Annotated in this window: 16 protein-coding genes; 15 read left to right on the forward strand and 1 reads right to left on the reverse strand. The window is 31.0% G+C overall.

Annotation, left to right across the window (positions count from 1 at the left end):
• Window positions 1–233: 233 nt before the first annotated feature.
• Window positions 234–1,106 (forward strand): SMP-30/gluconolactonase/LRE family protein, encoded by an 873-nt coding sequence (locus tag ACX6CF_RS25405; protein ID WP_458788186.1) that lies wholly within the window; start codon window positions 234–236, stop codon window positions 1,104–1,106.
• A 107-nt stretch (window positions 1,107–1,213) separates the two neighbouring features.
• Here ACX6CF_RS25405 and ACX6CF_RS25410 read toward each other — a convergent pair whose 3' ends face one another.
• Window positions 1,214–2,731, reverse strand: a complete 1,518-nt coding sequence (locus ACX6CF_RS25410) for a sulfatase family protein (RefSeq protein ID WP_458788187.1) — start codon at window positions 2,729–2,731, stop codon at window positions 1,214–1,216.
• A gap of 159 nt (window positions 2,732–2,890) precedes the next feature.
• Between ACX6CF_RS25410 and ACX6CF_RS25415 the strand changes: the two genes are divergently transcribed.
• From ACX6CF_RS25415 to ACX6CF_RS25480, 14 genes are all read left to right on the forward strand, one after another.
• Window positions 2,891–3,787: an AraC family transcriptional regulator gene (locus ACX6CF_RS25415; protein ID WP_458788188.1), complete on the forward strand. Its 897-nt coding sequence runs from the start codon at window positions 2,891–2,893 to the stop codon at window positions 3,785–3,787.
• A 281-nt stretch (window positions 3,788–4,068) separates the two neighbouring features.
• Window positions 4,069–5,124 (forward strand): uroporphyrinogen decarboxylase family protein, encoded by a 1,056-nt coding sequence (locus tag ACX6CF_RS25420; protein ID WP_458788189.1) that lies wholly within the window; start codon window positions 4,069–4,071, stop codon window positions 5,122–5,124.
• Window positions 5,125–5,197: 73 nt separating this feature from the next.
• Window positions 5,198–6,271, forward strand: coding sequence for a TRAP transporter substrate-binding protein (locus tag ACX6CF_RS25425; RefSeq protein WP_458788190.1), 1,074 nt, complete (start codon window positions 5,198–5,200; stop codon window positions 6,269–6,271).
• A 117-nt stretch (window positions 6,272–6,388) separates the two neighbouring features.
• Window positions 6,389–6,880, forward strand: coding sequence for a TRAP transporter small permease (locus tag ACX6CF_RS25430; RefSeq protein WP_458788191.1), 492 nt, complete (start codon window positions 6,389–6,391; stop codon window positions 6,878–6,880).
• The gene (locus tag ACX6CF_RS25435; protein WP_458788192.1) at window positions 6,880–8,151 is read left to right on the forward strand and encodes a TRAP transporter large permease; all 1,272 of its coding nucleotides are present in this window, start codon (window positions 6,880–6,882) and stop codon (window positions 8,149–8,151) included. Before ACX6CF_RS25430 ends, ACX6CF_RS25435 begins: the two co-directional genes overlap by 1 nt.
• A gap of 107 nt (window positions 8,152–8,258) precedes the next feature.
• A complete protein-coding gene (locus ACX6CF_RS25440) occupies window positions 8,259–10,517 on the forward strand; it encodes a helix-turn-helix domain-containing protein (protein WP_458788193.1) in 2,259 nt (752 codons plus the stop codon).
• An 80-nt stretch (window positions 10,518–10,597) separates the two neighbouring features.
• Window positions 10,598–11,923: a mandelate racemase/muconate lactonizing enzyme family protein gene (locus tag ACX6CF_RS25445; protein ID WP_458788194.1), complete on the forward strand. Its 1,326-nt coding sequence runs from the start codon at window positions 10,598–10,600 to the stop codon at window positions 11,921–11,923.
• A 2-nt stretch (window positions 11,924–11,925) separates the two neighbouring features.
• Window positions 11,926–12,627 carry an RraA family protein gene (locus ACX6CF_RS25450; protein WP_458788195.1) on the forward strand — a complete coding sequence of 234 codons (702 nt, stop codon included), beginning with the start codon at window positions 11,926–11,928 and terminating at the stop codon, window positions 12,625–12,627.
• A 122-nt stretch (window positions 12,628–12,749) separates the two neighbouring features.
• Entirely contained in the window at window positions 12,750–14,249 is a 1,500-nt protein-coding gene (locus tag ACX6CF_RS25455; protein WP_458788196.1) for a SulP family inorganic anion transporter, read from the forward strand.
• Between the two features lie 216 nt (window positions 14,250–14,465).
• Entirely contained in the window at window positions 14,466–14,798 is a 333-nt protein-coding gene (locus ACX6CF_RS25460; protein WP_458788197.1) for a PadR family transcriptional regulator, read from the forward strand.
• Window positions 14,795–15,340, forward strand: coding sequence for a DUF2812 domain-containing protein (locus ACX6CF_RS25465; RefSeq protein ID WP_458788198.1), 546 nt, complete (start codon window positions 14,795–14,797; stop codon window positions 15,338–15,340). Before ACX6CF_RS25460 ends, ACX6CF_RS25465 begins: the two co-directional genes overlap by 4 nt.
• A gap of 159 nt (window positions 15,341–15,499) precedes the next feature.
• Complete coding sequence (locus ACX6CF_RS25470) at window positions 15,500–17,638, forward strand: DNA topoisomerase III (RefSeq protein ID WP_458788199.1); 2,139 nt, start codon at window positions 15,500–15,502, stop codon at window positions 17,636–17,638.
• 9 nt (window positions 17,639–17,647) lie between these two features.
• Window positions 17,648–19,426, forward strand: a complete 1,779-nt coding sequence (locus ACX6CF_RS25475; protein WP_458788200.1) for a bifunctional homocysteine S-methyltransferase/methylenetetrahydrofolate reductase — start codon at window positions 17,648–17,650, stop codon at window positions 19,424–19,426.
• 87 nt (window positions 19,427–19,513) lie between these two features.
• Window positions 19,514–21,946: a homocysteine S-methyltransferase family protein gene (locus tag ACX6CF_RS25480; RefSeq protein ID WP_458788201.1), complete on the forward strand. Its 2,433-nt coding sequence runs from the start codon at window positions 19,514–19,516 to the stop codon at window positions 21,944–21,946.
• Window positions 21,947–22,004 lie beyond the last annotated feature (58 nt).

Below are 22,004 nucleotides of genomic sequence, written 5' to 3' on the forward strand. Positions count from 1 at the left end.
ACAATTCTTAGCTGGTCTTTTGTATCTCCAAAACTATTATAACTTATGGAGATACAAAAATCAATAGTAATAAAAATAAAAAGTTTCATCCCAGTTCCGTTCTGTACAAACAAACCCCAAAATATTTCCGATAATTTATAGAATCTCATAAAATAATATGCTAAACTCAAATTAAATCAATTGATAATAATTAATTGTTAAATATTTAATAAAAAGAATAGTAGGTGATTACTGTGCAAGATTTGTTAAAAGCTGAATCTGAACTGATCTGTGAGGCAAAATTAAATTGTAAGCTTGCAGAAGGCTGTATATGGGATGAAAAGTATAAAATAGTTTATTTTGTAGATATCGAGTTCCGTTTTTTGTACATATTTGACCCTGTACATAAAACAATCTCAAAAATACCTACAGAAAGCTATATTAGTGACGTTGTACTTGATGCAGATAATAATCCAATCTGTGCTGTCAAGGACACAATCTATAACCTAGACCTAAAAAACACTAAATTCACACAACTAATAAAAATAGACTCTATGGAAGGCTTAAGATTCAATGATGGTAAATGTGATAAATACGGTAATTTATGGATTGGCACAATGAAAATAGAGCAAGATGAAGATGCTCTCTGTGCAGGTGCCTTATACTGTATAAATGAAAACAAAGTTGTTGCCAAATACGATGATTTCACTATTCCTAACGGATTAGCATGGAACAACGATGGCTCAATGTTTTATCATATTGACACAGTTACTAGAAAAATCGATGCCTATGATGTAGTAGATAAAATAAATCTCACGAACAAAAGAACTGTCTTCACCTTTGAAGATGAAAAAGGATCACCTGATGGTATGTGTATTGATGCCCAAGGAAGACTATGGGTAGCTATGTGGGGTGGATACTCTGTAAACTGCGTTGATCCGAAGACTAGCGAAATAATATTTACTATCCAAGTCCCAGATAAAAATGTAACTTGTTGTTCATTTGGTGGAGAAGAGCTTGACACGCTATATATTACTACGGCAAGAAGTGAAGAAGGCGATGGTGGAAATCTATATTCCATAAAGATTAATACAAAAGGAGTTGAATCATACAGATATGGGAATTAAAAAAGGTACGTGGAAACCACAGGATTATTAGAAATAGATATTTATAAAAATATAAAATAAAAATGTATTATAGGCATAATCAGACCTACAATACATTTTTATATGTTTTAAGCTCCTGCTATCCTAGGCATCCACATAGGTTCTTTTCCAAGTTCAGCCCATATATACTTCATCATCAGATTCATTTTCAACTCTGTATAATCAGGATTATCCCATAGATTATTAATTTCTTCTGGGTCTTTTTCAAGGTCAAATAATTCACCGTAAGTCTGATTATAATAAACTGTCAATTTGTAACGTTCATCCACATAGGTCTTCAGATGAATAGTAGTAGGTTCGTGATGATGTTCGCATATTATATGGTCTCTAGCAGAATCTTTTTTGCCTAGCCATACATCTTTTTGGTCTTTACCAGTCATTATTCTAGGAGTCTCTATATCAGCAAAACTTAATAGAGTTGGTGCAATATCCACTAAGCTCTGTAAAGCATCATTAGACTTGTTCGCAGGGATTTTATGAGGATACCTGACTATATATGGAACTTTTATCATATCTTCATATAAGAAAGGTCCTTTAGCACTTAGCCCATGATGTCCAATAAAATGTCCGTGATCAGTAGTAAATAGAACAATAGTATTATCAGCTATGCCTAATTCATCTAACTTATCTAGGATTTTACCAATATACTTATCCATCATTGTTACCATACCATAATATACAGAGAGATATTTTCTCAACGTTTTTTCATCTTTCTCATGAGTATGCATTCCATGAATGCCATAACCAGATTCTCCATAGATGGAAAAATCAGCATTGTCATCCTGTGTCATAGCAAAATGAGGAGGATTATTGTCATGTTCACCCATTGTTATAGTTGGTAAGGTCAATTCCTCTGGGTCATACATAGAATAATATGGTTCAGGAACAATATAATCAGGATGTGGGTCAAAAAAGCTTGCCCATAGCAAAAATGGTTCATCATCGTTACTATACTTTTCCATGAGTGCATTGGTTCTCTCTGAAATCCATGCATCATAATGATATTTCTCTGGTATATCCCATTTGCCTTCTGCTCTACGTTCTAATATTCCAGTAGGTTTTCTAAAATAGTCTTTCCAATTATTAAGTCCTTTTTCTTCCAACCATAGAGCATAATGCTGCCCAATATGTCCTTCATCAGTATGATTTCTTGCAAGTTCGCAATGACTAAAACCATACCAAGTATCATGGTTAGCATTAAAGTCTCTCCAAAAATCTAAATCCTGTAAAATAGGATATGCTTCTACAGATGGAAATTCTTCAGTGGAAGCTAATGGCTGAAAATGTGCTTTTCCCACTAGAGCAGTCTTATATCCAGCTGAGTTGAAATTTTCACCAACTGTATGTACATCCTCTGATAGCTTCGTGCCTAATGTCCATGCTCCATGCTGACTGGGATACATGCCCGTTATTATAGAAGCACGTGTAGGTGTGCAAGTAGGATTAGGACAATAAGCTCTTCTAAAAGTTGTACCTTCTTTAACTAAACGGTCAAGATTAGGTGTCTTAATCTCAGGATTGAAGGCACCGATAGTATTAAAATGCTGTTGGTCACTTGTTATCAATAAAATATTAGTCTTTTTCATAAAAAACCTCCAATAAATATTCCTTTGTCTATATTATAATTAATTGACTATAAACATGAATGGAATAATCAGAAGTAGATTTGTAAAAATCAGACATTGGTGATATATTTATATAAACTTATATCAGTTATTCAAGGTTTTGTAAGGTAGGAGAATGTGATGAAAACAGATAATATAATGATTGATGAATTAAACCCTTATGTAAGAAAAGTAGGAAAACAAGGGTTTGGAGAATGGAAGAACAATTATAGAAAAATATATGATTATGAATGGATGTATTGTATTAAAGGAGAAGCGTATTATGAAACAAAAGATACAACACATAAGTTGAAAAGAGGAACACTACTATTGATAAAACCTAATGTTCCTCATAAATTCTGGGTTGATAGAGGAACTAAAGCAGAAAATATATGGATACATTTTGATTTTAAGTATAGAAAAGATGTATATGAGTTGGATACATATGTGAAAAATAATCAATCCTCATATTTTCAAGATGAGTTACCACAGAAAAGTTATCTGAGACAAGAGTATACTATAAATAACACTTTTATATTACCAGAGATTATTCAAATAAAAAATAAGGATTATATTGAAGCCAGGTATATGGACATATTAGATGCATTTGTAAAGCATAATGCTACTTGGCAGTTAATATCAAAAGCCAATCTTTTATTGATAATCAAAGATGTGCTTAATCAGATTGAAGATGATAATTATTTTAAATCCTTTAATACAGTTGATTTGCCAAAACGTATAAAGAATTATATTGATGAGTATTATTTCAGAAAGATAACTAGAAAAGAAATATCAAAATACTTAGGCTATAATGAAGATTACTTAGGGAAAATATTCAAAAATAAGTATGGATGCTCAATATCGAGCTATAGTAATTCCATAAAGATAGAAAAAGCAAAAGAAATGCTTGATAAGACAGATCTACTTATAACTAATATATCTGAGTTGTTAGGATTCAATGATGTTTATTATTTTTGTAAAACAATGAAAAAGATAACAGGGTATTCGCCTGCTGGTTGGAGAAAAAGGATGGATTAATAATTTAACCCATTCTTTTTTTGTATAAAATATTTTACTGACAGTTAACATTTTTTACGTTTTTGTAGTTTTTAATGATTATAGCTAATACAGTAAAACGTTGATTCTATAGGGAAGACGACGTTTTTTTTATGAGTTTCATGCAAATAAATAGTTAATAGACATACTAGATTTTGTATGATAAATTTTTAGCATGATAAAGTTCAAGAAACACAAAGTTACAAAGTGTCTAAGATAATTTTTCTTCTTTTGAAAATTAAATAAAGAAAAGAGGTGACATTGTGGAATCCTATGTACAACTAATTAATAGTGTGAAAGATTTTAAAGAAAACTTAAAACCACCTTTTGTAATATGGAATACTGCTCCATTTTGTACAAGTATAAATGGAATAAAACATTCCAAAGAATTCTATTTAAATCCAAAAATAAAAATGGAGGCTCAGATAAAAGTTCATGAAATATTTGCTGATAAGGGTGCTATGCTTTTTCCAGGACCTTGGCCTGATTTTGGTCCAGTTTTAGAAGCTAATATGTTTGGTTGTGAAGTTATCTGGCATGAGAATGATTCACCTCATGTTAAAAAGCTGATTTATGATTTTGAGGATATTGATAAGCTTGAGTTTAAAAAGGAAGATACCTTATTAAAAGAAATGCTAAATCAATATACATATATGTGGGAAAATCTAGATGAAAAATATACAAGAGAATATGGCTATTTAGATGGGATTGCTTTTGCATTAGGACCATTAGAAACAGCAACAAATATTGTGGGGTATACAGAATTTTTGATGGGACTCTATGATAGTCCAAAACAGATGCATAAATTGATAGCCAAAACTACAGATTGTGTTTTATATTCCTTAAAAGAACAAGAGAAAATAAATGGTAAACTAAAAAGAATTTTCATATGTGATCATATGGCACATCAAGTTTCTAGAGAGCTATATGATGAATTTTGTTTCCCTTATTATAAAAAGATTTACAATGAATTTCCAGATGCATTGAAAATGTATCATAATGAAGGGAATATTATGCATGTAATTGATAGAATATATGAACAAGGAGCAAATTTAGTTCATTATAGTGTTGATACATTAGAACTTAAAAAAGTTTTAGATAAAAAGGTTGTTCTGATGGGGAATTTGGACCCACTAGAAGTAATGTTTAGACAGACACCAGAAAATGTATATATAGAAGCAACAAGATGCATGGAAGAGGGATATGAAGGTGGTGGATTCTTACTTTCTACTGCTGGCGGTATGGCACCAGATACACCTATAGAAAATGTTTTTGCAGCTATAAAAGCAATGAATGATTTTTATGGTAACCTTATTTAAGTTTTTAAATCTATCTATTTAGATAAATTTGAAATAAATTTATTAAGAATGAGAAAAATGGAGGAGAATGAAAATGTTAAAAAAATCTTTATGTTTACTATTAGTTCTTATGTTTTCAGTTTCATTAGTAGCGTGTGGTGGTGCTGATGATTCTAGTAAAAAAAGTGAAAATCAAAAACAAGAAACACAGAAAGATGAAAAAAATGATAAAGCAGTTGAAGCAAAGCCTGTAGTACTGAAACTTGCACATGGTCAGCCAATTGAAGGTGCTGCTCATCAAAGTTTAATGAAAATGGCTGAAGAAGTTTCAGAGAAGACAAATGGACAAGTTGTTATTGAAATTTTCCCAGCCAATCAGTTAGGGAATGAAAGAGATGTTACAGAAGGAATTATACTAGGAACAGTTGATATGGCTTGGATTTCAGTTGGGGTTATGGAAAACTTTGAGCCAAAATTCAGTATTTTTAGTTTGCCTTTTATGTTTAATGATTATGAGCATGTTCATAAAGTTACTGAAGGTGAAGTTGGAACTGAAATATTTGGGTCATTATTAGAAAGTCAAAAGCTAAAAGTATTACAGTTTTTTGATCAAGGGTTCAGATTTATATGGAACAATAAAGGTCCTATAGAATCTATGGAAGATTTAGCTGGATTAAAAATAAGAACTCCTGAATCTCCAGTATATGTAGGAACATTTGATGCACTTGGTGCTAATCCAACACCTATCCCATGGGGGGAGCTATATACTTCAATGCAAACTAAGGTGGTAGAAGGTTTTGAGGTTTATCCTGAATCTGTAATTGCTAATAAAATGTACGAAGTAGTTAAATATGGTTCTATCTCAAGACATATATATGCAGGTTCTGTACTCATGATAAATGAAGGTGTTCACTCAAAACTTACAAATGAACAGCAGGAAATATTAAAAGCAGCAGCTGATAAAGCAGAACTTATGAATAGAGATATGATAACATCTAATGAAGTTAAATTTATCGAAGAATTAAAGACTAAGCATGATGTTGAAGTAAATGAGATACCTCAAGAAGAATTAGATAAATTTGCTGAGTCTGTTAGACCTCTTTATGAAGAATACGCAGATAAAGTAGGCGGAATAGAAATTATAAATAAGTTGAAGGCAACTAAATAGTATTAAATCATAATTAAAATATATAATTAGATATTTAGAATTTTTAATTGGAATTATATATAGGAGGGGGCTGTCTTATAATTCAGCTCCTTCTAATGATTATGAAAGGAGAAGAAAATGAAAAATATACTTAAGAAATTTGATTCATCAATAGAAAATTTAGTTTTTGCGTGTACTATAGGATTTGTAATAATTAGTCTTTTACAAGTTATTTTTAGATACATTGTCAACAACTCGTTATCATGGTCAGAAGAAGCATGTAGATATCTTTTTGTGTGTACAGTTTTTTTAGGTTCTGCATTAGCAGTTTTAAAAAACAAGCATATTGGTGTAGATATTTTAGCTAGAATTTTACCTAAATCCATCGAAAAATACTTTTCAATCTTAATGAATCTAGTAGTAGTAGTTTACCTTATCTTTTTAAGTTATATTAGCTTAGAGTTGGCGCTAAAAAACATGAATCAACTTTCACCAGCTATGCAAATACATTTAGGAATAATTTACATAATTATGCCCATTGGGTCTATCGCTATGGCTATTAACTTTATAAGAGTAATCGTTTATAAACTTACCAATGATAAAGATTGGTTAGGAAAGGATGAAGATTAATGTTAAAGATTTTAATTATTAGTTTTTTACTATTTCTTATAGTAGGAGTTCCCATCGGATTTGCTATGGGAATAGGCTCTGCTTTAGCTGTAGTATTTGGTGGAGATATTCCACATATAATTATTCCACAAAGAATTTTTGTAGCTATTGATTCATTTCCTATGATGGCAATACCCCTATTTGTTTTAGCAGGAGAGTTAATGAATACTGGTGGTATAACAAAAAGAATCGTTGTTTTTTCTAGAAGTTTAGTAGGTCATATTAGAGGTGGTTTAGCTCATGTTAATATACTGGCGAGTATGTTCTTTGCTGGAATTTCAGGTGCCGCTGCTGCTGATAGTTCTGCAATAGGTTCTATGCTAATACCAGCCATGGTAGAAGATGGATATGATCCTGATTTTAGTGTTGCAGTAACTGCAAGTTCTTCTACAATAGGTCCAATAATTCCACCTAGTATATTAATGATTATTTATGGATCAATGGGTGGTCTATCAATAGGTTCTTTGTTCTTGGGTGGAATCATTCCAGGAATAATGATAGGTATTGCTCTTATGTTAGTTGCTTATTTTATTTCTGTAAAAAAAGGTTATAGCAAAGATGCAAGAGCATCATTAAAGCAAATTTGGCAGTCATTTAAAAAAGCTATAATAGCTTTAATAATGCCATTTATTATTCTAGGAGGAATATTGAGCGGTGTATTTACTGCTACTGAAGCAGGTGTAGTGGCAGTAATTTATGGACTTATCATAGGTGTATTTTTCAAAGAAATTAATAAGAAAAATATAAAGAAAATTGCTGTTGATTCTGCGATTGTAACAGCTACAACAATGTTTGTAATTGCTTCTGCTCAAATTATGGGTTGGATATTAGCTATAGAAAAGTTTCCACAGTTGGTTGTGGATACATTACTTACTGTTTCCAATAATCCTACAATCATTATGCTTTTAATACTTTTATTCTTATTTGTATTAGGATTTTTTATGGATGGAACAGCAGCTATCATTATTCTAGTACCTGTTTTTGTACCTATAGTCAATAACTTTGGCTTTGATCCAATACACTTTGCCCTACTTGTAGTAATGACCGTTTTAGTTGGTGCAATTACTCCACCAGTTGGTGTATTACTTTTTATTAATTGTGCAATAGCAAAAATACCATTATCAGAAGGAGCTCGTGCAATATGGCCATTTGTATTGGCAATGATTACTGTTATCTTACTATGTGCTTTTATCCCACAATTAGTTACATTAATACCACATTTATATAATTGATATATTTGCTAAAACATCAATAAAAAGGTATTATAATCTGAAATTCTTTTATGATATAATAAAATTTATATCAGTGCTTTTAAAATATTGATAAAAGAGGTAAAAATATGATTAACTTTTTTAATGATTTCAGGTTTAAAAGTATATTTGTGAAAATATTCATTTATATTATGTTATCCTCGTTATTAGTTATTTTTACTTTAGGTGCAATTTTTTATGAACATATTACAGATGTTGTCGAGGATAATGTCATTGATGTAAATATGTCAAATATTAGAAATACTCAAAAATCTGATGAACAACTTTTTGGGTATTTATTTCAAATGGCTATGGATCTTTCTTACGATGAAGATTTTATTAATGCTATGGTTATACCTGGATTCAATAATCCAAGTAGAAATAATGATATATTAAAAAAATTAAAAAATTTAGCATTTAATTACGAATATGTTGATTCGGTAGAGTTTTATGTTAATTATGCAAACATGTCTTATTCATCAAAAGGAAATATTAAAATTGTACAATTGGAAGATGATATTGTATCAAGTAAAGATAAAGAGAATATCATTCTTACATCAAGAATTCTAGATGATAAAAAGTGTTTAACTCTGTGTTTTTCAGCACCGCATAATTCAATGAGTAGTATGGGTTTTTTAATTATTAACTTAAGTGTAGATGAATTATATAGTAAAATTACAGAAAACTTTGTTGGTTGCAATCATGAATTTTTTATTTTAGATAAATATGGTAATAAAGTAATGGGTGTTGAAGATGATAAAGAGTATTCAAATATTATAAAAAAAGTAAAAGAAAATAAAAAGCCAGAAGATTATCGTACTGTAGATGATAAAATTGTCTTTTATTCTACAATGAATAGCACAGAATTGAAATATCTATATATTTTACCACTTGAATTGGTATTGGATGATAAATCAGTTTTGAATTTTGTTTTTATGGCTATATTAATATGTGGTTTTGCCAGTTTACTACTTACTTATTTAGCTACAAGACAAATTTATATGCCTATTAATGGATTGTTAAATATAGTCTATGATAAAGTAGAAAAGGATAAAAAAGAGAAAGCAAAAAATGAATATGAATATTTAGATGTAGCTTATTCAGAGATATTAAGTACTAATAAAAATTTAGAGAATGTGATTAATAATGCAAAACCATTTGTTAAAGAAAGACTTTTTTCTAATTTAATTAGGGGAAAAACAATACCTACCAAAGAATTAATAGAAAAAATGGAATTTTTAAAGCTTAACATGGTTCTAAGTAATTATTTAGTAATGGTTATTCAGTTACAAAATTATGATAAGCTAGTAGAAGAACTAAATGAAAGTGAAAGAAATTTAATAAAGATAGAGTTGGTTAATTTTATAGAAGAAATCATTTCTAAAGGTGTATGTTTAGAAACTGATGTTGACAAATTTGCTGTAATCATTAATTTTGCTCAAGAAGAAAGTTATCTAGAGATAAGAAAAAAATCTTTGGATTTAGCAGAATTAATTCATCAAGGTATTAAGAAAAAATATAAGCTTGATGTTTATATTGGTGTAGGTAGAATGTATAAACACATAAATTCTGTAAAATATTCTTATAAAGAAGCTAATAAAGCCTTAGAATATAAACTTTATCTAGGGCAAAATAGGATTTTCGATTTTGAAAGTGCTGAAGAACAAACTGAAAGAATATATTATTTTTATTCTGAAAAAGAAAAGAAACTTGTAAATGTTTTAAAATTTGCTCAAGATGAAAAATTAGAAAAGGCTATTACTGACTATTTTAATGAAATCAAGCAAAATGGAATGATTTCATATGGTCTGTTACAGAAATTACTCAATAAAACGATAAGTTCAATTATTGAAATGATGCTAAATCAAGGCATATCTCCTAAAAAAATTTTTATTAACAAAAAAAGAATTTATTTCTCCTTATCCCATAATGAAAGTATGGAAGAGATTGTTTATCAGTTTGAAGAATTTTGTAGATTAGTTCTTGATGCAGTTTCTGAAAAAAATTCTAGAAATAAACAAAAGTATTATCATGAAATTAAAGAATATATTGAAAAAAAATATTCAGAAGATATATCACTTAATAATATTTCTTCACATATTGGACTTACACCATCATATTTCAGTACTTTTTTTAAAGAGCAATTCAATAAAAGTTTTGTAGATTATCTTAATAGAATAAGAATAGATAAAGCTAAAGAAATGCTTATAACTACGCAGCTTACTATAACAGAAATTGGATTCAAAGTTGGATTTAATACAATACAGAATTTTATGAGAGTTTTTAAAAAATATGAATCAATTTCTCCAGGAAAATATAGAGAGCTTAGTGAGGATAAGACATATTAAGTATATATAAGTTGTACAACTTCTTGTGGAAGATATATTAAAACATTATATTAATAAAATTGAAATGAGGAAGAGAAAATATGAGTGATTATAATAGATGTTCATCTCCAAGTGAGCTAAAAATAACAGACATGAGATTTGTGGATATTGTAGGTGCCCCTATGAATTGTACTATTGTAAGAATAGATACTAACCAAGGAATAAGTGGTTATGGTGAAATTAGAGATTTTTCTAATAAGTTTTATGCACTTCAGCTAAAAAGACTTATTTTAGGAGAAAATCCTTGCAATATCAACAAAATATTTGCGAAAATTAAGCAGTTTGGTTACCATGCTAGACAAGGTGGTGGCGTAAGTGGTGTAGAAATTGCTTTATGGGATATAGCAGGAAAAGCTTATGGCGTTCCTGTTTATCAGATGCTAGGTGGAAAATCAAGAGAAAGAGTAAGAATATACTGTGATACAGATGTAGATGGAAAACATACAGGAAAAGATATGGGTAAAGCTTTAAAAGAAAGAATGGATAAAGGATTTACTTTCCTGAAAATGGATTTAGGTATCGACTTACTCTTGGATGTGGAAAATAGTATTAATGCTCCTTTAGGAATTGTAGATGAAATGAAAAGTTTTTCACAACAAGAATTATCTTTTGGAATAACTAATAAGAAATTTGCTGATTTTATGAATAAACCTCATTCATTTACAGGTATATCTATTAATGAAAATGGACTTGATTATCTAGAAAATTATTTGAAAGAAGTAAGAGATATTATAGGATATGAAATTCCGCTTGCTATTGATCATATAGGACATTGTAATTATCAAAGTATTGTTAAACTTGCTAAACGTATTGAAAAATACAATATTGCTTGGATGGAAGATTGTATTCCTTGGATGCATACTAATCTTTGGAGAGAACTTGCTAATAATGTAAATATTCCTCTTTGTACTGGAGAAGATATTTATTCGGCTAATAATTTTGAAGATCTTTTTGAAAGTGGAAGTATACACATAATTCATCCTGATGTTTTAACTATAGGTGGAATTTCTGAAACTCTAAAAGTTGCACAAACTGCAGAAAAATATGGTATAGCTACTGCTGTACATATGGCAGAAACTCCTATTGGATGTATGGCTGCTGCTCATGCAAGTACTGCAATGGCTGATAATTTCTTAGCTATGGAGTTCCATTCTAATGATGTTCCGTGGTGGGATAGCATGGTTAAAGATTCTAAAGAAAACATTGTGCAAAAGGGTTATATAACTCTAACTGATAAACCAGGACTTGGTATAGATGATTTAGATGATGAAGTTCTTAAGGAGCATATTAATCTTGAAAGACAAGGAATGTGGGAAGATACTTCTGCATGGAATAATGAGTGGGCCCACGATAGAATATGGAGTTAGATATGATGAAAATACCAGATATTAAAAACATGAATGATAAAGAACTGTTTGAAATAATGAAAAAAGAGTTATATACAGGGGTCTTAACAGATGTTATGGATACTTTTAATTTGATCCATCAATTTTTACCATCATACATACAGCCTTTAGAAAGAGAAATGGTTTTAGCTGGAAGAGCTTTTACAGTACAAGAAGCTGATGTTACAGGTGTTAACATTTGTGCAGAAGGTAGAGAAAAACCTTTTGGAATTATGTTTGAAGCTCTTGATAGTATGAAGGAAAATGATGTGTACATTTGCACAGGAGGAACACCTAGATATGCTTGTTTTGGTGGGCTTATGGCTACTAGGATGATAAAGTTAGGGGTCGCAGGTGCAGTTGTGAGTGGTTTTACAAGAGATACAAAAGAAGTTTTATCATTGAAGATGCCAACTTTTACAAGAGGCTGTTATGCACAAGATCAGGGAATTAGAGGAAGAGTAATAGACTATAATTGTCCTATTGAATTTGATAATGGAGTTTTAGTTAACCCTCAAGATATTATTTTTGGAGATATAGATGGAGTATTGGTTATTCCAAAAGAACATGAAGTGGAAATAATCACTAAGGCATTCGAAAAAGTATATGGAGAAAATGAAGTAAGAGATGCTATTCAAAATGGTATGTCAGTTGTTGATGCATTTGAAAAATATGGGATTATGTAATAATTAATTAATGAATGGTATAGTCTTTGGTATGTGACAAATTTAAAAAACCTATAGATTTATTCTTAAAAACATGTTATGATTACGCCTCTGACATAAGATGAATTAATAGGAGGAAACACATGACATTAAAGAATTTTAAAATTGGTTCGCTATCTTCAAAGAACATGCGAATTGAAATACTGGCTGGTCTAACAGTAGCATTAGCACTTGTTCCTGAGGCAATTGCATTTGCATTTGTAGCGGGAGTAGATCCATTAGTAGGATTATATGCTGCTTTTATGGTGGGACTAATAACATCAATATTTGGAGGAAGACCTGGAATGATTTCTGGTGCTACAGGTGGACTTGCAGTTGTTATGGTACATCTAGTATCAGAACATGGAGTAGAGTATCTTTTTGCAGCGGTAATTCTTATGGGGGTAATACAGATAATCATTGGATTATTGAAATTAGGGAAATTTGTAAGGATGATTCCCCATTCGGTAATGCTTGGTTTTGTAAATGGACTTGCAATAGTAATATTTTTAGCTCAATTAGCTCAATTTAAAGTAGCAGGTACGGATGGTAAGTTGGTTTGGATGACTGGAAGTAATCTTTACATAATGTTAGGATTGGTTGCACTCACAATGATTATTATCTATACTGCTAAAAAATTCATTAAGAGCGTACCAGCACCACTTATAGCGATTATCATTGTAACTATTTTGGTTGGAGTATTTGGAATTCAAACCAAAACCGTTGGAGATATTGCATCAGTTGGAGGTGGATTTCCAAAGCTTGGAATACCTATGGTGCCAATGAATCTTGCAACATTGAAAATCATATTGCCACACTCACTGATTTTCGCAATCATTGGACTTATTGAATCATTGATGACTTTAACCTTAGTTGATGAGATAACAGAAACTAAAGGGGACGGAAACAAAGAATGTGTAGGTCAAGGATTTGCCAATCTAGTTACTGGTTTTTTTGGAGGTATGGGTGGTTGTGCAATGATAGGTCAAAGTATGATAAATGTAGAATCAGGTGCTAGAAGAAGACTTTCGGGTATATCAGCAGCGTTATTTTTACTTGGATTCATATTATTTGGAGCTATACTTATAGAAATAATTCCAATTGCAGTACTTGTAGGAGTTATGTTTGTAGTATCAGTCTCTACATTTGAGTGGTCTAGTTTTAGAATTGCCAAAAGTATTCCTAAAAGTGATTTGTGTATTATAATCCTTGTTTCAGTAGTTACAGTATTCGTTGATCTAGCCATTGCTGTAATATCAGGCGTAATTGTTGCTTCATTAGTTTTTGCATGGGAAAAAGGAAAAAGAATTGATATCAATAAACATATGGAGGGTAATACTAGAATATATGCTCTAAGAGGAGCTTTATTCTTTGGTTCTGTAAGGACTTTTATAGATTCGTTTGATACAGCTAATGATGTTAAAGATGTTGTGATAGACTTTAGCCATGCTAGAATTTTCGATCATTCTGCAATTGAGGCTATTAATACTGTAACAGCTAAATACAAGAAAAATGGAAAAACCATTCATCTGAGAAATCTGAGTACAGAATGTTTCGCATTCATTCAGGGGTCGAAAGATATTATGGAAGTAAATATTATCTAAGTAAAATTAGACGAGCCTGTGGGATGATAAAAAACCACAATAACGAAAAAGAGAGCAAAAATTTATATTTTGCTCTCTTTTTCGTATACATTAAAGAATTGTCTTTTCAAAAATAATAATATATGATATTATATAGACATACGATATATAGAGTGGCGATATAGAGAAGCACGATATAAAGATAAACGATATGATAAAGAGTTTTGGAGGAGCGATATGGATAGTAATATCAAGAAATTTTCACCATTGACTGAAGCCACATACTACATTTTATTAGCATTAGTGGAACCTCTTCATGGATATGGAATAATCAAGAAAGTTGAAGAAATGAGTAATGGAAGAGTACGACTTGCTGCTGGGACATTATATGGAGCCATTAAGACTCTGTTAGAAAATGATCTTATCATACTGATTGGTGAAGACAAAGAAAACAAAAGAAGAAAGCTATATCAGATGACAGAAGATGGAAGAATCCTCATGAATTATGAAATTAAGCGTTTACAGGAAATGGTCAATAATGGATTGGAAGAGATTGGAGGTCAATTATGAAAAAAGTAGTTAGAAAAATGTTCTTTGCTTGGAATGAAGAAAAAGAAAAATTATTTTTGGAAGAAATGGCTTTACAAGGTTACAGATTAATCAAGGTACAAGTGGGAAAATATACTTTTGAAGAAGACAAATCAAAGAAAGTGATTTATCAATTTGATTTTAGAACTTTTTATAAAGATGGAGAAGAAGAATATCTTCAAATACACGAAGATGCAGGTTGGAATCTTGTTTACAAATATGGTGGGTGGTACTATTTTTCTCAAGAAAGTAATAACCAAGAGGTGGATTTATCATTATTCAATAATAACGAATCCAAAAGGGCTAAATATATCCGTCTATTACTTTTTTTACTCATAACAGGGTTTCCACTGTATTATCAAACAATTGTATTTTTTCCTTTACTGGATGATTGGAAATTGGAATTTCCCAGTTTTTATTTTTTCTTTAGAATAATAGCATTAATATTGACAGGTGTGCATATATTCGTGGTGACAAAAATCTTATTACATTATAGAAAACTTAAAAATAATATTAAAGAATAAAAATACTCATAACAAATCTATGATATCTCATAAAACTCTTTTGGCTATGAGAAGTTAGGGGTTCTACGAGTAATAGAGCGTTAATAAATATGGCATTAAATCGATTTTTATGCTATAATTCACACAAGAATTAAAAGGAATTTGAAAGGAATGGAATTAATGGGGAAGAAACTGGTACTCGCAGAAAAACCATCAGTAGCAAGAGATATTGCTAAGGTTTTAAAATGCACATCTCGAAAAGATGGATATATAGAAGGCACAGAATATGTAATAACTTGGGCTGTTGGTCACTTGATAACTCTAGCAGAACCAGATGATTACGATGAAAAATACAAAAAATGGAGATATAACCTGCTGCCAATAATTCCAGAAAAGATACAACTGAAACCTAATCCTAATACAGAAAAACAATTAAAGATTATAGAAAGATTATTAAATAGAAATGATGTGGATTCTATAATATGTGCAACTGATAGCGGACGTGAAGGGGAATTGATTTTCAGGTATATATACAATTACATTGGATGCAGTAAGCCTTTTTCAAGACTATGGATATCCAGTATGACGGATGTAGCTATCAACGAAGGCTTTAGCAAGTTAAAAGACGGAAGTGAATATGATAATCTCTATTATAGTGCAAAATGTCGTTCGGAAGCAGATTGGCTTGTAGGGATAAATGCAACAAGAGCTTATACTACAAGTAATAATGTGTTGCTAAGTATCGGACGTGTTCAGACTCCCACATTAGCATTGATTGTTAATAGAAATGAAGAGATAAATAATTTTGTACCAAAAGACTATATAGAAGTATATGCAGTATTTGTTGATGATTTTAGAGCTATATGGTTTAATGATAAACCCTCTGATACCAAAATATTTGATAAACAAAAGGCAGAAGAAATAGCAAATAAGATAATTGATAAAGATGGTGTTGTAGAACAGGTTAATAAAAAGCTCAAGAAAATGCCACCACCATTATTATATGACTTGACAGAATTACAAAGAGATGGAAACAAGAAATATGGATACACTGCAAAAAAAGTATTGACTTTAGCACAGAATCTATATGAAAAGAGAAAACTAATCACATATCCAAGAACAGATAGCAGATATCTAAGTGATGATATGAAGAAAAAAGTAAAAAGCACTATGAGAAAAATAAATGTGCCACCGTATAACAAAGCTATTGAGCCATTATTTAAAAAAGGCGAATTGAAATTCAACAAAAGAATAATTAATAATAGTAAGGTAACTGATCACCATGCTATCATACCAACCGATGTTGTACCTAGAATCAATAACCTTACTAAGGACGAGCTTAATATCTATAATTTAGTTGCTAAAAGGTTTATTTCAGTTTTTTATGATTACTACAAATACGAAACAACTGAAATAATATTTGACATAGAGGGAGAGAAATTCGTATCTTCAGGAAAAGTTATTGTTGATAAAGGATGGAAAGCACTCTATACAGCGACCAAAGATGATAAAGAACAGATTATGCCTAAGCTTAAAAAAGGTGATACCAAGAAAGTAGTGGATGTAGAGAAATTGAATAAGCAAACTACTCCACCAAAACCTTATACTGAAAGTTCGTTGCTTAGTGCTATGGAAAATGCGGGAAGATTTACAGAAGATGATGTTATAAAGGAACACTTAAAAGAATCTGGTTTCGGAACACCTGCAACAAGAGCAGGAATAATAGAGAGATTGATTCAAGTTGAATATATAAAAAGAAAAGGAAAAACATTGATTCCTACTAAAAAAGGATCTCAACTTATCAAGATTATTCCAGAAGAATTAAAATCTCCAGAAACAACAGGAAAATGGGAAAAAGGACTAACTAGTATTAATAAAGGAAAAATGGAATACTCTCGTTTTATGGAAAGCATTAAAAGATTTGTAGCTTACCTTGTTAATTCAGCTAGTAAAAGCAAAGGAAAAGTAGCTTTTGAACAAAAACCTATTCCAGAAGATAAGAAAAAGAAAGTGAAAGGTTTAGGAAACTGTCCTGTATGTGAAAAGGGTAAAATACTTGAAAATAGTAAAGCTTTTTATTGTAGTGATTGGAGAAATAATTGCAAATATAAGATATGGAAAAACACTTTGGAGAGATATGGTACTAAGACTATTGAAAAAGAAATTGTTGAGGAATTATTAGAAAAGGGTAAAATAGAAGAATATAAAGTAACTCTTCCTCAAACAGGAGAAAAATGTATAGCTACTCTAGTAGCTAATAATAATACAGGAGTAGAACTTAAAAATATTAAGAGAATCGAACAAGAAAGTAAAGAATAGGATGATGATATGCAGTTAAGAGACTATTTAAAGAGCAGTATTCTAGTTACTGATGGTGCAATGGGTACTTATTATTCCAAGAAAACATTAAAAGATACTACAGTGTCAGAATTAGCTAATATCAATGATAAGAAAATTGTTGAGACTATTCATAAGGAATATATTGAAGCAGGAGCAAAACTCATTAGAACTAATACTTTTTCAGCCAATACGGTTAGTCTGAAATGCAGTAGGATTGAGCTTAGAAATATTATTACAGAAGGTTATAATATAGCTGCCCATTGTGCAAAAGGCAAAGATGTTTTTGTAGGAGCATCAATTGGTCCTATCCCAGAAAAACTGGACTCAGAAAAAGATAATATCCTAGATGAATATTATTATATAATTAATATTTTGTTAGATCTAGGAGCTGACATTTTTGTATTTGAAACTTTTGCTAGTACCAATTATATAAAAATACTAGCTGACTACATTTTATCCAAAAATGATAAAGCTGAGATTATGGCTCAGTTCAAAGTAAATGCTTTTGGATACTCAAAAGAAGGTATAAGTTCTAGAAGACTTATTGAAGAAGCTAGAGGAATAAAAGGATTGGTTGCTTATGGGTTCAATTGTGGAATTGGTGTAGGTCATCTTTATAAAATCATTAAGAACTTGGATATAGAGAGTGATAATATTGTAGCCATACCTAATGCAGGATATCCAGATAAGATATATGAGAGAACAGTGTACAGAGATAATGCAAGGTATTTTGGTGAAACAATGGTTGATATCAAGAAGCTTGGTGTTAAGGTAATTGGTGGTTGTTGTGGAACCACTCCTAGTCATATAGAAGAAATCATAGATAATTTAGACGGTAACTATGAACCGTCATCTATATATCATAGGAATATAACTAAGAAGAAAAAAGGTATCACTAATACGCCTAACAAATTTTATAGTAAGCTTATGAATGACGAATTTGTTTTTGCTGTAGAGTTGGACCCTCCTTATAATGGCAATGTTCAAAAGATAATGGAAGGTGCCAATATATTAAAAGCAGAAGGTGTAGATATCATTACTATAGCGGACTCGCCTTTATCAAGACCTAGAGCAGATTCCATAATAATAGCTAACAAGATAGGGAAAGAAGTGGGAATTGATGTTATGCCCCATATCTGTTGCAGAGACAAGAATGTCATAGCACTAAAATCTATTATCTTGGGAGCTCATATAGAGAAAATCAGAAATATATTATTAGTCACTGGAGACCCTATTCCAAGTGAAGAAAGAATTGAAACATCTAGTGTTTTTAATGTTAACTCTATTAAACTAATGGAAATGGTTAAAGAGTTGAATGTTGATTTTGACCAAGAAGATGTAATGATATACGGTGGAGCTCTTAATCCTAATCTAACTCATGTAGATAAGATCATTAAGAGAATCAAGAGAAAACAGGAAGCAGGAGCGAAATATCTATTGACTCAGCCTATTTATAATGAACAGGCTATCAATAATCTGAAAATAATCAAAGAAAATACAGATATCAAGATATTAGGCGGCATAATGCCTCTAGTAAGCTATAAGAATGCAAGGTTCCTCAATAATGAAATAGCAGGTATAGAGATTCCTGAGAACATCTGTAATATGTTTACGAAAGATATGAGTAGAGAAGAAGCTGAAAATGTAGGTATAGAAGTTGCAGTGGAAATTGCTATAAAAATAAAAGATATTGTGGATGGTATATATATGATGACACCGTTTAATAGAGTGGAAATGGTTAGCAAAATAATAAAATCTATAAGATAAAAAAAATCTTATTCAGCGTGATTATACTAGATAGGTAATACTAGATAAAATTGACTTATATATAAGTTTTGAAAGGTTTGATTTCTTATGACGAAAAAAGAATTTAGAGAATATCTGAAAAAAAACATATTGATCCTTGACGGTGCTACAGGAACAGAGTTACAGAAAAGAGGCATGCCTAGAGGGGTATGCCCAGAAAAATGGGTTATTGATAACCAAGAAGTCATCATGGATATTCAGAGAGGATATAAAGAGGCTGGTTCAAAAGCGGTTTATGCTTGTACTTTTGGCTGTAACTCTATAAAACTAGCTGAATTTGGGTTAGAAGATCAGTTAGTTGAGATGAATAAAGAATTGGTTAGGATTTCAAGAGAAGCTGTTGGAGATGATGTGTGGGTCATAGGAGATCTATCACCAACAGGAGCACAGATATATCCCCTAAGCGATTATCATTTTGAAGACATTGTTGATGCTTATAAACCTCAAGTAAAGGCTTTGGTGGAAGCTGGTGTTGATTTATTTGTCATTGAAACCATGATGAATGTTAATGAAGCCAGAGCTGCTCTAATAGCTGTAAAAGAGACTTGTGATCTACCTGTTATGGTCAGCATGACTTATGAAAAAAGTGGTTATACACTTAATGGGACTGACCCAGTAACAGCATTAATAACTCTTCAGAATCTTGGTGCTGATGCAGTAGGTTGTAATTGTTCAACAGGACCAAATGATATGATAGATATCGTAAAAGCCATGAAGCCATATGCCATAGTACCGTTGATAGTTAAGCCTAATGCTGGATTACCAAAATACGAAAACGGTGAAACCATATTTGACATGAATGAAGATGAATTCTCCCATTATGGAGCATTATTAGCAGAAGCAGGAGCTAATATTATTGGTGGATGCTGTGGTACGACAAAGACATTTATTAGTAAATTAAAAGATAAAGTAAAAAATATTGATATTAGGTTGTGGCAGGATAGACAAGGAAGTATTCTAACATCTGAGCGTAAATCTGTAAATATTGGTGGAAATAACCCAACCATTATTGTTGGGGAAAGAATTAATCCAACAGGTAAGAAAAAATTACAAGAACATCTAAGAAATAAAAATATGGATTATGTAGTTTCACTTGCTCATGAGCAGATTGAAAAAGGAGCTAGGGTACTTGATGTAAATGTAGGTATGAACGGTATAGATGAAGTTGATATAATGAAACAAGCTGTAGAACAATTATCAACTTTTGTAAAAGTACCTCTATGCATTGATTCTTCCAATATTGATGCAATAGAAGCAGGGCTAAGGATTTACCCAGGTAGAGCTTTGGTGAATTCCATATCATTAGAACAACATAAGATTGATAAACTATTGCCTATAGCTAAAAAATATGGTGCTATGTTTATCTTATTACCACTTAGTGATAAAGGATTACCTAAGAGTATTGATGAAAAACACGAAATAATCAATACAGTATATTCCCATGCAAAAGAATTAGGATATCAAAAAGAAGATATTATCGTTGATGGATTAGTTACAACAATTGCTTCTAATAGTGAAGCGGCTGCGTTAACTCTAGAAACAATTGAATGGTGCTCCAGAGAATTTGGTACAGGAACTATTGTTGGATTATCAAACATATCTTTTGGTTTACCTGAGAGGAAGCTGATTAATACAGCTTTTCTAGCTATGGGTATAGGAAAAGGGCTTACAATGGCAATAGCCAATCCGTCAGATGAACTATTGATGAATATTATGAGGGCATCTGATGTTCTAGCAATAAGAGATAAGGACAGCCTTACATATATTGAATCATTCAATAAACAAGAGAAAAAAGCTACAAGCAATGAAATAGCTAGTGAAGATACCAATGAGGAAGTAGATATTAAGCAAACAATATTCAACATGGTTGTAAATGGAGAAAAAGAAACTATATTGAGTAATATAAAAAAATCTATAGATAATGGTGATCTACCAAAAGTAATCATTAAAGAATATCTTATTCCTGCCATTACAAAAGTCGGAGAATTATTTGAAGAAAAGACTTATTTCTTGCCTCAATTGATTATGAGTGCAGAAACAATGAAAGTTGCTATGGATTATCTAGACCCTTTACTTGAAAACGATAGAAATAAGGAAGTCAAACAAAAGAAAAAAGTTGTAATCGCTACAGTTAAAGGGGATATTCATGATATTGGCAAGAATCTGGTAGCTTTGATGTTGAAAAATCACGGATTTGAAGTTAGTGATTTAGGTAAAGATGTGGCAAAAGAAGTAATTGTAGAAAAAGCAAAAGAAGTTGATGCTGATATTATAGCATTATCAGCTCTAATGACAACAACTATGTTAGAAATGGAAAGTGTAATTAAAATGGTGAAAGAAGAAGGACTAAGAGCAAAAGTAATTATTGGTGGAGCAGTGATAACTAATGATTATGCTAAGGAAATAGGGGCAGATGGTTATAGCGAAGATGCTAATATGGCAGTAAAGCTAGTGCATCAATTGACTTCTAAATTATATTAGCCATTCATGATTATGAAGTGGCTAATATAGGAGATAAAATTTTAACATTGAAAAATGG

Source organism: Vallitalea sediminicola, from assembly GCF_054408565.1.

Coding starts and splice junctions, on each gene's coding strand:
- ACX6CF_RS25410 (WP_458788187.1), bottom strand. CDS start 2,731: ATGAAAAAGACTAATATTTTATTGATAACAAGTGACCAACAGCATTTT.
- ACX6CF_RS25415 (WP_458788188.1), top strand. CDS start 2,891: ATGAAAACAGATAATATAATGATTGATGAATTAAACCCTTATGTAAGA.
- ACX6CF_RS25425 (WP_458788190.1), top strand. CDS start 5,198: ATGTTAAAAAAATCTTTATGTTTACTATTAGTTCTTATGTTTTCAGTT.
- ACX6CF_RS25430 (WP_458788191.1), top strand. CDS start 6,389: ATGAAAAATATACTTAAGAAATTTGATTCATCAATAGAAAATTTAGTT.
- ACX6CF_RS25435 (WP_458788192.1), top strand. CDS start 6,880: ATGTTAAAGATTTTAATTATTAGTTTTTTACTATTTCTTATAGTAGGA.
- ACX6CF_RS25440 (WP_458788193.1), top strand. CDS start 8,259: ATGATTAACTTTTTTAATGATTTCAGGTTTAAAAGTATATTTGTGAAA.
- ACX6CF_RS25445 (WP_458788194.1), top strand. CDS start 10,598: ATGAGTGATTATAATAGATGTTCATCTCCAAGTGAGCTAAAAATAACA.
- ACX6CF_RS25450 (WP_458788195.1), top strand. CDS start 11,926: ATGATGAAAATACCAGATATTAAAAACATGAATGATAAAGAACTGTTT.
- ACX6CF_RS25455 (WP_458788196.1), top strand. CDS start 12,750: ATGACATTAAAGAATTTTAAAATTGGTTCGCTATCTTCAAAGAACATG.
- ACX6CF_RS25460 (WP_458788197.1), top strand. CDS start 14,466: ATGGATAGTAATATCAAGAAATTTTCACCATTGACTGAAGCCACATAC.
- ACX6CF_RS25465 (WP_458788198.1), top strand. CDS start 14,795: ATGAAAAAAGTAGTTAGAAAAATGTTCTTTGCTTGGAATGAAGAAAAA.
- ACX6CF_RS25470 (WP_458788199.1), top strand. CDS start 15,500: ATGGGGAAGAAACTGGTACTCGCAGAAAAACCATCAGTAGCAAGAGAT.
- ACX6CF_RS25475 (WP_458788200.1), top strand. CDS start 17,648: ATGCAGTTAAGAGACTATTTAAAGAGCAGTATTCTAGTTACTGATGGT.
- ACX6CF_RS25480 (WP_458788201.1), top strand. CDS start 19,514: ATGACGAAAAAAGAATTTAGAGAATATCTGAAAAAAAACATATTGATC.